The 14,266-nt window shown below is 44.4% G+C and carries 9 protein-coding genes; 4 read left to right on the top strand and 5 right to left on the bottom strand.

Going from position 1 to position 14,266, the window contains the following annotated elements; genetic code table 11:
• Positions 1–22: 22 nt before the first annotated feature.
• The 5 genes from ACYTPF_RS04150 to ACYTPF_RS04170 form a co-directional block, all read right to left on the bottom strand.
• Complete coding sequence (locus ACYTPF_RS04150; protein ID WP_461851297.1) at positions 23–3,094, bottom strand: TonB-dependent receptor domain-containing protein; 3,072 nt, start codon at positions 3,092–3,094, stop codon at positions 23–25.
• Positions 3,095–3,194: 100 nt separating this feature from the next.
• A complete protein-coding gene (locus tag ACYTPF_RS04155; protein WP_461851298.1) occupies positions 3,195–4,250 on the bottom strand; it encodes a FecR family protein in 1,056 nt (351 codons plus the stop codon).
• Position 4,251: 1 nt separating this feature from the next.
• Positions 4,252–4,809, bottom strand: coding sequence for an RNA polymerase sigma factor (locus ACYTPF_RS04160; protein ID WP_409049197.1), 558 nt, complete (start codon positions 4,807–4,809; stop codon positions 4,252–4,254).
• A gap of 165 nt (positions 4,810–4,974) precedes the next feature.
• Positions 4,975–7,545 carry a TonB-dependent receptor plug domain-containing protein gene (locus tag ACYTPF_RS04165; RefSeq protein WP_461851299.1) on the bottom strand — a complete coding sequence of 857 codons (2,571 nt, stop codon included), beginning with the start codon at positions 7,543–7,545 and terminating at the stop codon, positions 4,975–4,977.
• 334 nt (positions 7,546–7,879) lie between these two features.
• Positions 7,880–8,230: a Grx4 family monothiol glutaredoxin gene (locus tag ACYTPF_RS04170; protein ID WP_461851300.1), complete on the bottom strand. Its 351-nt coding sequence runs from the start codon at positions 8,228–8,230 to the stop codon at positions 7,880–7,882.
• Positions 8,231–8,579: 349 nt separating this feature from the next.
• Between ACYTPF_RS04170 and sodB the strand changes: the two genes are divergently transcribed.
• The 4 genes from sodB to ACYTPF_RS04190 all read left to right on the top strand — a co-directional run bounded on the left by sodB (position 8,580) and on the right by ACYTPF_RS04190 (position 14,265).
• The gene (gene sodB, locus ACYTPF_RS04175) at positions 8,580–9,161 is read left to right on the top strand and encodes a superoxide dismutase [Fe] (RefSeq protein WP_025254504.1); all 582 of its coding nucleotides are present in this window, start codon (positions 8,580–8,582) and stop codon (positions 9,159–9,161) included.
• A gap of 243 nt (positions 9,162–9,404) precedes the next feature.
• Positions 9,405–11,327, top strand: a complete 1,923-nt coding sequence (locus ACYTPF_RS04180; protein ID WP_461851301.1) for a PrkA family serine protein kinase — start codon at positions 9,405–9,407, stop codon at positions 11,325–11,327.
• Positions 11,328–11,429: 102 nt separating this feature from the next.
• Entirely contained in the window at positions 11,430–12,716 is a 1,287-nt protein-coding gene (locus ACYTPF_RS04185) for a YeaH/YhbH family protein (protein ID WP_461851302.1), read from the top strand.
• A gap of 1 nt (position 12,717) precedes the next feature.
• A complete protein-coding gene (locus tag ACYTPF_RS04190; protein ID WP_461851303.1) occupies positions 12,718–14,265 on the top strand; it encodes a SpoVR family protein in 1,548 nt (515 codons plus the stop codon).
• Position 14,266 lies beyond the last annotated feature (1 nt).

The raw sequence follows: 14,266 nt of genomic DNA on the forward strand, positions 1-14,266 counted from the left end.
TTAGCTCCGTCAATACTATTAGCTATTTAAAGCGGTATTCAACACCTGCATAGTAAAACGCGCCATTAATACCGCCCGGAGATGTTGGTGGGTAAAGCGCTCCCACTTCCTCTTTAAACGGGTTTTCATCTGGCAATGCATCAAATATATTTTGCGCACCGAAAGTAACTTGAGTATCAGGCAAAACGTTCCAAGCAAGTTGAGCGTCGAAAGTGGTTAGTGCACTGCCGTAAATATCTAAACCTGCCGAAGCATCAAGATGGTCTTCATAAAATTTACCGTAGTAATTTAAACGCCATGTCATTGCCCATTTATCTTTTGATTGCTCTAACGTAATGCTCCCCCTATGAGCCGGAAGATTGTCTTCTAGCATACGTATTCGAGCATCGGTTAAGTTGGGCAGAAGCGTTATTTCCCCATCGCTCAACACCGGGTACAGAGAGACACGCTCCACTTGCGTGTCTGTCCAGTTATAAGCAACTAACACTGAGTTTGACCAGTCACCTAATGCGAAATTGTAGTTAACAACTAAATCGACACCCTGAGTTTTAGTATCAAAATCATTAGTAAAATACTTAGCTGAATTATATCGAGCCGCATCGGGGCGCCCTTGCGCAATAAGCGCATTAACGTCATTGTCGGTTAAAGGAATGGCCGATGTGGTACTAATACGATCGATAAGGCGAATATTAAAATAGTCTAGCGTAGCAAAGAAATTTTCACTTGCTTGCATAACTACACCCAAGCTAAAGTTTACAGATTCTTCTGGCGTCAGCGGCGTGGCGCCAAGCTGCTGCGAGATAAGGTCGGTTGGAGGCAAGGTTGCTTGGTCTTCTAAACCGTTAACGCCATAGGCAGTGGTTACGTTTATAACGTTGCTTTGCCCCACCGTCGGTGCTTTAAAGCCCGTATTGACAGAACCTCGCAGTGCAAACTCTTCGTTTAGTGTGTAGCGCGTACTTAGCTTTCCATCGAAAGTTGAGCCGAAATCACTGAAATGCTCGACCCTCGTTGCTAGACCAAACTGCCATGCTTCGGTTGCATAAAACTCCACATCAGCATACGCCGCCCAGTTGCTACGACTCCAGTGCCCTGCAGATTGCGGCTGATAACCAGGAAAGCCATTTGAACCAATTGAAAAGCCTTCACTTAAGCCTACCGGTGGCTCTAAAGCGAAAGGACCAGCAATATACGAGGCTTCATCTCCCGCTTTCTGGAAATAGGTTTCTTTTCGCCATTCAACCCCAGCAGCAATGCTCACGGGGTCGTCAAAAATGGTCTGAATTAGTTTCGTAAAGTCTAGGTTTAGCGTGCGCTCAACTTGCGATACCCCACCTGGCGAAAAGGTCGTTGGACTTTGCGGGCCAAGCGAAGGATTGACCGTATTTGATATGGTGTACTCAATATCGCTATAGCCCAAGGTGGCACTGATATCCATCGCCCACCCGTAAGACAATTCTTGCTTTATGCCCATTGCAATAGAAGCATCGCTAATCGTTCCACCGAACCGAGGAGTAAAACCACCAGGGAACCACTCATTGAAGGCAAAGCAGTTTGCTCCAAGTACTGTCGTGTTATCTGCGATAAGTTGGTAGTCGGGGTCTTCTAGTACATTGTCATTCGATAAAGAGATTGAAGGGCATGCTATACCGCTGTTTAGTCCATCTAAATCGGCAACGATAAGACGGCTTTCGCCGGTATTTGCATCCGTTCGGCTAAAAACACCTTCACGAGTTTGCGGGTTTCGAAAATAAAAACCTCCGTTTATTTCTCTTCTCGCAGTGGTTGCAAAGCTATAAAAATGGGAGGTTGCCGAAAGATCAGCACCAGTATTGAGTGCGAGCTTAATATCCTCGCTAACATCAAGTGCTCCCCAAATTTGAGATGGCGAAGCAATAAAGCTATTTCCTTGGTCAATTAGCATTTGAGCATCGCCTCGCTGCACCGAGCGCGACGTGCCGTTTTGCTGTCGGTATTCCGCCGTAGCGTTCAAAAACCCCGATTCTCCTAACCCAAAGCCTTTATTAAGCTGTATTTGAAACAGTTCGCCATCGCCCTCGCTGTATCCTCCGACTTTAAGCGCAACGCTTCCACCCTCGCGGTCATCTTTTAGCACAAAATTGATCACGCCAGCGATAGCATCTGAGCCATACTGGGCAGACGCCCCGTCTCGCAGTACTTCCACTTGTTTTAACGCATAAGCAGGTATAACGGATATATCGGGACCTTGAGCACCATCAGATAACCCGCCGCCTAAAAACGTAATAACCGCTGAACGGTGGCGTCGCTTGCCATTTAACAACAGCAAAGTGTGATCTGACGACATACCTCTTAGGTTAGCGGGTCTCACCAAGCTGCTAGCGTCATTGATCGGCTGGTCGTTCACGTTAAGTGAAGGCACCATAACGCTTAGCATGGAAAGGACGTCGCTATTGCCTTGTGAACTAAGTTTATCTGCTCCAATAACATCAAGAGGAACCGCAGAGTCGACGGCACTTCGAGGCGCGTTACGAGAACCAACGATAGCGATTTTCTCAAGCCCGTTTGCGCTATTGTCATCTTGCTGTTCATCATCATCAGTCTGTTTACTTTGCGCTGCTAGCGATGCACGGGAACGAATACTCAATGCCCCATTTTCATCGGCTACCACCGCTAATTCAGTGCCTTCAAGTAGCTGAGCTAATGCCTCACTTAAGGTAAAGGTTCCTTTAAGCGCATTGGTCGTTACTTTCTTCGCCAAATCAAAAGGAAACAAAAGCGTAGTGTTGGCCTGTTTAGCTAATTCAGTTAAGGCTTCGTTAGCGTTTTGTGCTGGAATAGAGAAACTAAAAGCATCGGGCGCTGATGCCGGAAGAGTTTTAGAAGGTTGAGAATTTTTTAACGTTGAACCGCCCTGGTCTTGCGCATAAAGTGACGGTGTTACGAATAAGAATAAACATACACTCGAGGCAATATGTAAGGGCGCTGCGAACGCAGAGTTGGAAAACCACGCCGTTGTTTTGTGCGAAAGGCAACCAGCCGAACACGCAAGGGCATGCAGCTTCTCTATTGCCTTTTTCGTTTGCCTGCTTATCGCTAAATTGCCGTAATGCAAGATATATAATCGATGTACTTATTATTTTAGTTATATTGTCACATTAAATAAATTGATGCCAATAGGGAATAACTAATAGCACCTACCTATCAAACAATATTTAACTTTTCGCTAGCTTAAGCTCAATACTGGTTTCTGTAACTTTCTCGTAAGTTATATTGAAGCTGCTTTCTAGTGCCGACAACAAGCCGTCTATGTCGCCCACTTTGAAATAGCCCGCCACTCTGCGCTTACGTAAACTATTGTCAGAAATGTGAAAACGAACTGGCGTATAACGCCCAATTTCTAGTAGCACGAATTCAAGGGGCTCGCCTTTAAAAACTATCATACCCTGCTGCCATGCTAAATCATCATCAATCTCATCTTGCGACATACTTTCACGGGTTTCTACTTTGCCCAAAACAGTCGCTTTCTCCCCTGCAAACATTAGCAAACCTTCCTCTGTAACAGGGCGCTTACCAAAAAGTGATTCATTTGAAGATGATGCCTTAAAGCGGTCTTTAACTAATACTTTGCCATCGGTAACAACAAGTTCGAATGCGTTGTCGTCAACATACTGCATATTAAACGCGGTACCTACTGCCGTTACAGTATTGTTTCCAGCGGTAACAGAAAATGGACGGGTTTTATCATGAGCCACTTCAAAATGAGCTTCGCCTTTCAAAAGCACAATATTACGTGCACTTGATGTGAAATCTACCGTTACTAAAGAGTTGGTGTTTAGATGGAGCTGCGAACCATCGGATAAGGTTACATTTTTCTGTTCGCCGACACCCGTCTGAACTTTTTGGCTAACAGCTGCAAATTCTGGCGTGCTATTTAACCATGTGCGCTGAACAATGACACCAATTGCAATTGCCATGACCAAGAAAGTGGCAGCAATACCCCATACAGCGTTTTTCGGTAGGGCGCGTTTTTTAGCAGTGTGTCTTGCTGTCGGTTGTGGGAATAAGCCGCTTAATTCATTAAGCACCGACATATCATCCCACAAGCTTGCGGCATCTAATAGAGCTTGGCGATGGGCATTGCTCTCTGCCAGCCATGTGTCTAACTCTACCTTTTCGTCACTTTTTAAACCGCGATCGAGACGGCTCACCCAAAGGCACGCTTGCTCTTGGATATCTTCTTTGCTTGAAAACTGGCGAATATTATTCATGTTAACTACTGCTTATGTCCTGAGTCGCGGTAGCAGTTGCACGGGGAGATGCACTGTCATTTGAAAGCTCTGCTAAATACCTAGAGCACATCATTAAACCTTTGGCGACATGCTTTTCGACGGTGCTTTCGCTTAGCCCCACAAGCTCTGCAATCTCTTTTTGTCGCATGCCATATACTTTTTTAAGTAAAAATACGCGTTTTACATCAGCAGACAGCGTGTCTGTCGCTCGGCAAAAATGAATAAAGCGCTCTTTACTTTCTACATTTTTTTCTAAACTGTGCCCCACTAGTTCGTAAGGCAAAATATCCATGTCGTCTAGCTGCTTGTTTTTGTTTTCTGCTTTTGCAACATGGTTCAGCGCTAAGTTACGCGCTGTCTTGAGCATATATGTCCGCTCATATTGTATTTCTTGTTTTAATTCTGCTTCGTAGCTTTTTATAAAAGCTTCTTGCACGATATCTTCGATGTCGTCGGCGCCAACAATAGAACCTACCGCGCGCATTAACTTCGAGCGGTATTTTAAAAAGGTTTCAGCTACTGTCGACTTTCTTGTCATAATAATAAAAGTTGTGTGTTTCGAATTGCTTACAATGGCATCAATAATGCCTGTTTCTTCATGACTTTTCACGCAAATGTTCTTCGATATTTAAAATAAAAGGGGAGCTAACGCTCCCCTCCACGTCGAAACAATTGTGAAAGTTGTTTTCGCTAGTATTAGCGATTAGAACGTGTAAACACCTCTTAGATAATAGAAACCACCGTTAATACCGATTGGTGAGGTAGTTGGATACAACGAACCTGCGATACCGGCATACTGTGTATTCTCATCTGGGTATTCATCAAAGGCGTTTTTCGCGCCTACCGTTACAGTAAACTCTTCAGTGAAGTTGTAAGCCACTTCTAAGTCCACAGTAAACTCTGAACCTACTTTATCAATAGGCAATGCAGAATCTAAGTGATCTTCAAAGATGCTACCGTAATAGTTCAAGCGTGCAAGGAAGCGCCAGTCACCGTTGGTGTGATTTGCTGTTGCACTGTAGCGCACTGCTGGAAGGTTATCTTCTAGCATGCGAATACGGAAGTCAGAGATGTTCTCTGACGCGCGGTCTACTTCTGTCGACGTCCAGTTGTAAGCAAGTGAGAACTTAGTTTCACCGCCCATCATTTCCATTGCGTAGTTCGCTACAACGTCTACACCTTCTGTCGTTGTATCGAAGTCATTCGTAAAGAAACTGATCTCTTGGAAGCTAGAGGCATCATTAATGCCTTGCGCAAGAAGCGCAGCGATATCATCGTCAGTTAACTCAATACCAGACGCCGTACTAATACGGTCAGTCAGCTCAATGTTGTAGTAGTCAGCAGTAATGAATAAACCATTTTCAAAGTCTGCTACTACACCAAATGTAATGCTTTCTGACTCTTCAGGTGTTAGCTGCTCGCCACCTTTAAGCTGTGATACCGGATCCGTTGGCGGTAACGTTGCACGGTCAATAAGCTCACCACCTGTACCGAACGCTGTGGTTACGTTACGAACGTTACTTTGACCAAGCGTAGGCGCTTTAAAGCCTGTTGAGAATGCACCACGGAACGCAATGTTCTCTAGCGCTTGCCAACGGAAAGCAATTTTACCTTTCGTGGTATCGCCAAAATCAGAGAAGTCTTCGTAACGTAGCGCACCAGCTAGCATGAAGTTTTCAGTGATATAGGCTTCTGCATCAATGTAAAGCGCGATGTTGTTGCGGGACACACGACCTTGGCTATTGGCCGCCAAGCCAGGGAAACCATTTGAGCCAATGCCAAAGCCTTGTGTCGCCAGCGGACCTATTTCATAAGAGGCAGTATCACCTGCAACGCTCTCATAACTTTCGTTGCGGTATTGGAAACCAGTCGCTACGAATAGCGGCTCATACAAACCAACATCGAAAGGTTTTGTAAAATCAATATCAAGTGTTTGCTCAGACTGTGTGTAACGGCCTGGGCTGAATGACGTTGGCGTTTCTGGGCCAAGCGACGGGTTGATAGTGTTACTAATAGCAAAATCAACTTCGTTTTGACCTAGGTTTAAACTTACGTCATAGGTAATGTCGTTGTCTAACTCGCCTCTAGTACCAAAAACAAGAGACATATCGGTTACCGTACCGCCAAAGCGAGGTGTGAAGCCACCTGGAAGCATTTCGTTGAACGCGAAACAATCTGGGTTGTTCGCTACTTCGTCAATATAGCGCTGATTTGTGAGTACGTTATCGCCAACCACGATATCTGTTGGACAATTACCTGACATATCACCAGTTAAGTCGCCAACAAGAAGTAGCTGCTCACCGTCTTCATTTGTACCACCGTCGTTTACACCACCACGATTGTGCGGGTTACGGAAATAGAAGCCACCTTCTACCTCACGCTCGGCAAAGTTACCAAATATATAAGCTTCTGACGTATCGGAAAGCTCTAGTCCCGCGTTAGCGAAAAGCTTGATGTCATGCTTAATCTCAGGCGAACCCCAAATCTGGGCAGGGTCTGCTACAAAAGTGTTGCCTGCCGCAATAAGCGCCGCTGCATCGTCACGCTGAACGCTGCGAGACGTATCGTCAGCAGTACGGTATTCTGCTGAAAGGTTAAGAAAGCCCTTGTCAGAAAGTGGTAAACCCACGTTACCCGACAGCTGAATCATGTCGCCATCACCTTCGTAGTAAGAGCCATAGCGGGCTTCAAATGTACCGCCTTCCGACGCATCATTAAGTACGAAGTTAATTACACCGGCAATAGCATCTGAACCATATTGCGCCGCTGCACCGTCACGCAGTACTTCCACCTGCTTAAGTGCCGCTGCAGGAATTACAGAGATGTCAGGACCTTGTGCACCATCTGAAAGACCGCCACCTAAGAAAGTGATAACCGCAGAGCGGTGACGACGTTTACCATTTACAAGCACTAGCGTATGGTCAGATGCCATGCCGCGAAGGTTTGCAGGGCGAACTAACGTCGATGCATCGTTAATTGGCTGGTCGTTTACGTTAAAAGACGGAACGACAGTTTGCATCATAGATACCATATCTGTGGCACCCTGCTGCTTGAACTCTTCGTCAGAAATAATATCAATTGGAACCGCTGAGTCTGCTACAGAGCGAGGCGCTGCGCGCGAACCAACGACGGCGATTTGTTCATAATCTTCAGCTTTAGCACTCTCTTCTGCTTCTTGCGCATAAACAGGTGCTGTAGCCATTACTGAAAACGCCGCAGATGCAGCTAATACGCCGCGCACGTTTTTAGTCAATAAAGACAAGGATGTATTCATGGTGGTTTCCCGGATTTTCTCTAAAACACTTTTAGCGTTATTCACACAATAAAAAAGTGTTTCGAGAGGTTGTTGTTTTATACCTTCAACACTGACTCATTTGCGGCCAGCTGCATGTTTTTATAGAACGCAAGATATTAAAAAACAAACCTTTTTCGACAAAATAAAAATATTTTTTTAGACCATAGAGGATCTTTATTTCTGACCTGTCTATATAGTTTTTACGGGAATAAAAGTGAGAAGTTTTTGGCGGCTTTTAATGAAAAAAGCTGACATAAAGCCAGCTTTTTAATCGATATTTAAAATATCAGAAATCTGCTACAAATCGAAAGATTTACTCTTCTTCTTTGTATTTTTCAGCTGTCTCTTTGATAAGCGACTGAAGTTCGTTTTGTTGGAACATTTCAATAATAATATCGCAACCACCAACAAGCTCACCTTCTACCCATAGCTGTGGGAATGTAGGCCAGTTTGCGTATTTAGGCAGTTCAGCACGAATATCAGGGTTTTGTAGAATATCTACATAAGCAAATGGTTCGCCACATGACATCAACGCTTGTGATGCTTGTGAAGAAAAGCCACAGCTAGGTAGTTTAGGAGAACCTTTCATATACAACAAAATTGGGTTTTCTTCGATTTGCTGCTTGATTCTATCTAGCGTTGATTGATTTTCAGTATTATCCATTTGATTCCTCTGAGCACAAAAGTGTATTCCCTCTAAGATGGGAATGCATGAATGATTTATCAAGGTAAAGGGTATCATAAAATCCCTTTTATTTACCCATCACTGAATTGATCTTTTAGTAGGCTCCATCGCTATCTACTTGTACATCTACCAACTCTATATTTTCACAAAATAGATTTTGAAAAAAAATTCACAATTTTGTCATTGAGTTATAAGACTTTATCCCCACATTTGGGATATGCTTTAGCGTCTAAAGTGATATAGTCAGCTAAGCGTTGACTGGCACTTATCGAACAGGCGAAGATAAGTGTGCTTTAGACTACAATACTAAACCAACATGGAGACCGTCATGGCTTTTGAACTACCAGCATTACCATACGAACAAAATGCACTAGAACCGCATATTTCTGCTGAAACGCTTGAGTACCACTATGGCAAGCACCACGCTACTTATGTAACTAAGCTTAACGGCCTAGTTGAAGGTACTGACATGGAAAACAAAAGCCTAGAAGAAATCATCAAATCTTCTGAAGGCGGTGTTTTCAATAACGCAGCGCAAGTTTGGAACCACACGTTCTACTGGCACTGCCTTAGCCCGAATGGCGGCGGCGAGCCTACTGGCGCACTAGCTGATGCGATTAACGCAAAATGGGGTTCATTTGCAGACTTCCAAGCAGCGTTTAACGACAAAGCAGTTAACAACTTCGGTTCTAGCTGGACATGGCTAGTTAAAACTGCAGACGGTAGCCTAGATATCGTCAACACTAGCAATGCAGAAACTCCTATTTCTGGCGATGATCTGACACCAGTACTTACTGTTGACCTTTGGGAACACGCTTACTATATCGATTACCGTAACGCGCGTCCAAAGTACCTAGAAAACTTCTGGGCTCTAGTTAACTGGGAATTCGCAAGCAAAAACTTTGCGTAAGCGAAACCTTTAAAAGCTGTGTGCCTATTGTGCACGACAGTTTTTGCCTTTGTGATTTAAAAAGCCCCGCTTTCGAGCGGGGCTTTTGTTTGTACGAAAATGTTCATCTAGAGACACTAAATTCTTATTAAAGTTGCATTTTTCATTAGACGAAAAGATTAAAAACTATACACAATAATTACTATCCTTTTCCCAAATACCTACTAAGCTGAAATTACGGGGTTCCGTATTTAAGGGGTATTCATGGGTATTTTTGAACACTATCAAAGTCGCTATGAAGAGCGAAAACAGGAAGAGTTCACCATTGGGGAGTTCCTTGAAATTTGTAAAGAGGATCAAACCGCTTATGCAAATGCAGCAGAACGTTTGTTACAAGCCATCGGTGAGCCAGAACTAATCGACACTGCCAACGACCCGGCGCTAAGCCGCATTTTCTCTAACCGCGTCATTTCTCGTTATCCAGCTTTTTCAGAATTCTATGGCATGGAAGAGGCCATTGAACAAATCGTCTCTTACCTCAAGCATGCCGCACAGGGTCTCGAGGAGAAGAAACAAATTCTTTATTTACTCGGCCCAGTTGGCGGCGGTAAATCGTCACTGGCCGAAAGACTTAAAGAGCTCATGCAGCATGTCCCTATATATATGCTTAAAGGCTCACCAGTAAATGATCATCCATTTTGCCTATTCGATGTCAAAGAAGATGGCGACATATTAGAAAAAGAATATGGCATTCCTAAGCGCTATCTGAAAACAATCATGTCACCATGGGCTCGTAAACGCCTTCATGAGTTCAATGGTGATATTACCCAGTTCAAAGTGGTTCGGGTTTATCCATCAGTGCTTGACCAAGTGGGCATAGCTAAAACCGAACCGGGAGATGAGAACAACCAGGATATTTCGGCTCTTGTGGGTAAGGTGGATATTCGTCGCCTAGAGCAATATGCACAAAATGACCCAGACGCTTACAGCTATTCAGGGTCTCTGTGTAAAGCCAACCAAGGCTTGATGGAATTTGTTGAAATGTTTAAAGCGCCAATTAAGGTGCTACATCCACTATTAACTGCCACCCAAGAAGGCAACTATAATCCAACTGAAGGCTTCTCTGCCCTTCCCTTCGACGGGCTGATACTGGCGCACTCGAACGAATCTGAGTGGCAATCGTTTAGAAACAATAAAAACAACGAAGCATTTTTAGACCGTGTTTATATTGTGAAAGTGCCGTACTGCTCAAGAGTAAGCGAAGAAATTCGCATTTATAAAAAATTACTCGATAGCAGTGAGCTTAGTGGCGCTCCCTGTGCACCTGACACTTTGGAGTGCTTAGCGCAGTTTACCGTGCTATCCCGTTTAAAAGAGCCTGAAAACTCCAGCATGTTTTCGAAAATGCGGGTCTATGACGGAGAAAGCTTAAAAGACACCGACCCGAAAGCGAAGTCTTATCAGGAATACAGAGATTACGCCGGTGTCGACGAAGGCATGGAGGGTTTATCCACCCGCTTTGCTTTTAAGATCCTTTCTCGCGTGTTTAATTTCGATCATCAAGAAGTGGCAGCGAATCCAGTTCATTTATTCTACGTGTTGGAACGTCAGATTGAGCGGGAACAGTTTCCTCAAGAAACTGCTGATAAGTATTTGGAATTCTTGAAGGGCTACCTTATCCCTCGCTATGTTGAGTTCATTGGAAAAGAAATTCAAACGGCTTATCTAGAATCGTATTCAGAGTATGGGCAGAACCTATTTGACCGCTATGTGACCTATGCTGATTTTTGGATCCAAGACCAGGAGTATCGCGACCCAGAAACCGGGCAGCTGTTTGACAGAGCATCGCTTAATGCTGAGCTAGAGAAAACAGAAAAGCCCGCTGGCATCAGCAACCCGAAAGACTTCCGTAACGAAATCGTTAATTTTGTTTTGCGTGCCCGTGCGAATAACGGCGGTAAAAACCCATCGTGGACAAGTTATGAGAAGCTTCGCACCGTCATTGAGAAGAAGATGTTCTCTAACACGGAAGATTTGCTGCCCGTTATTTCCTTTAACACCAAAGGCTCAGCAGAAGAGCAGAAAAAGCACGACGACTTTGTAAATCGTATGACCGAAAAAGGCTATACGCAGAAACAAGTTCGCTTGCTTTGTGAATGGTACCTACGCGTACGAAAAGCGTCATAGCCGAAAGGCTAGAAGCTTCTAGAACGTATAGGGTACTAAAGCGTGCGCTAAGCGCGCTTTAGTACCGGTACTTGTGGTTCACAACAACTTAAGCAGGTGTGTATGGCGCATTTTATTGACCGAAGGTTAAACAGTAAAGGCAAGAGTACGGTAAACCGCCAGCGCTTTATCAAGCGTTACAAACAGCAGATAAAGCGCGCTGTTTCTGATGCAGTGGGCAAACGTTCTGTTACCGACTTAGATTCTGGCGAGCAAATTAGCATTCCAGCCAGAGATATTTCTGAACCTATTTTTCATACCGGGCGAGGTGGCAGTAGAGATATTGTCCACCCAGGTAACGACCAATTCACCGCAGGAGATAAAATTGACAGACCGCCAGGTGGCGGTGGTAAAGGCGCAGGTGAAGGTGATGCAAGCAATGAAGGTGAAGGGCAAGACGAGTTCGTATTTTCAATATCCAAAGACGAATATCTAGACTTACTATTTGAAGACTTGGCGCTTCCGAATTTAAAGAAAAATCAGTTCGATAAAGTCACCCAATTTGAAACCTACCGCGCGGGTTATCAGACCGACGGCGTACCGAGTAACCTTGATATTGTTCGCTCACTCAAAGGTTCTGTAGCAAGGCGTATTGCCCTAAGCGGAAGTGATAGAAAGAAACTCAAAGAGCTTGAAGAAAAACTGGTACTGCTTGTAGAAGACAAGCACGACAATACGCTGGCTATTAATGCACTAAAAGAAGAAATAGACGCCCTTAAAGCAAAAATTGCTCGAGTGCCTTTTATCGACACCTTTGATTTGCGCTTTAAAAACTATGACAAGCGTCCCCTTCCCTCAAGTAAAGCCGTGATGTTTTGTTTAATGGATGTGTCTGGCTCTATGGACCAGGCTACTAAAGAAATGGCAAAACGCTTCTATATTTTGCTTTATCTATTTTTAAGTCGTACTTACGAAAACGTAGACGTGGTATACATTCGCCATCACACACAGGCTAAAGAAGTGGACGAGCAGGAGTTTTTCTACTCTCAAGAAACTGGCGGCACCATTGTTTCCAGTGCTTTAAAACTAATGGACGAAGTGGTTCGTGAGCGCTATAGCGACGGAAACTGGAATATCTATGCAGCACAAGCGTCTGACGGCGATAACTGGGCTGACGATTCGCCGCAATGCCGCGATTTGCTTACCACTAAACTGCTGCCGACCACCCGCTATTATGCCTATATCGAAATAACCGAAAGACAGCACCAAAGCTTGTGGCGTGAATACGAGAAAGTTGCCGCCACTCACGACAATTTTGTATGTAAGCACATACAAACCCAGGCCGACATCTATCCTGTGTTCAGAGAGCTGTTCAAACGCTCTGAGCAAGATGCGCAGCAAGGAGCCTAATATGACAACCGACGCTATCGCAACAGAAAACAGCAAGCCTGCATCACCGAAACGACATTTGCTAAGCGATGGGCCCGACTGGACATTTCCGCTTATCGAAGAGTATGAGCAACATATCGATCGCATCGCTAAAAACTTTAAGCTAGACACCTACCCTAATCAAATTGAGGTCATTACCGCCGAGCAAATGATGGATGCCTACGCCAGCATAGGCATGCCGCTCAACTATACCCATTGGAGCTTTGGCAAAAAATTTATTCAAACCGAGCAACAATACCGTCGCGGACAAATGGGCTTGGCTTACGAAATTGTTATTAATTCTGACCCTTGCATTGCATATTTAATGGAAGAGAACACCATTACTATGCAGGCGCTGGTGATGGCTCATGCGTGCTACGGGCACAATTCGTTTTTCAAAGGTAATTACTTATTTAAAACCTGGACTGACGCTAGCTCTATAATCGATTATCTTGTCTTTGCTAAAAATTACATTGCTAAATGTGAACAGAAGTACGGCTATGACGAGGTCGAAAATATGCTCGATTCGTGTCACGCGCTTATGAATTATGGCGTTGACCGATACAAACGGCCACAGAAAATTTCGCTACAAGAAGAGAAGAACAGACAAGAAGAACGCGAAGCCTACCTTCAATCCCAGGTGAACGAGCTGTGGCGCACCTTACCCGATAGCCCGCACAGCAAACACAAAGAAAAAGTTCGCTTTCCCCAAGAGCCACAAGAAAACCTGCTCTATTTTATTGAGAAAAACGCCCCATTACTTGAACCGTGGCAGCGGGAAATTGTGCGTATTGTACGCAAAGTCTCACAGTATTTTTATCCGCAGAAACAAACCCAGGTGATGAACGAAGGGTGGGCCTGTTTCTGGCATTACCATATTCTCAATGAAATGTATGACGAGGGCTTAGTTAGCGACCGCTTTATGATGGAGTTCTTGCACAGTCATTCAAGTGTAGTAATGCAGCCTGAATACAACAGCCCTTATTATTCTGGCATAAACCCGTATGCACTTGGCTTTTCCATGTTCATGGATATTAAACGGGTATGTCAGTCGCCAACTGAGGAAGACTATAAATATTTGCCCAGTATTGCGGGTAAGGACTGGCTGGAAACCGTGCATTTCGCTATGCAAAATTTTAAAGACGAGAGCTTTATCAGTCAGTTTTTATCGCCAAAAGTGATTCGAGATTTTAAATTATTCGCTCTTGAAGATGACACCGCTAAACCCTTTATCGCAGTCAGTGCTATCCATGATGAAAGGGGTTACCAAATTATTAAAGAGAAGCTTTCCGCCCAATACAATCTGAGTAATTTAGAGCCCAACATTCAGGTACATAACGTGGATGTGCGTGGGGATCGCTCACTGACCCTTCGCTACATTCCTCAGCGGGGTATTCCACTTGGTGAATCTAAAGATGAGGTCATGCGTCACTTGCACAGGCTATGGAAATTCGACGTACGCTTAGAGCAAGACAATGGGGATAGTGGCGTTGAAGTGATATCGGAGTGTAAACGCGCACCGCAGGGATAAG

Source organism: Alteromonas sp. HB246098, assembly GCF_054890645.1.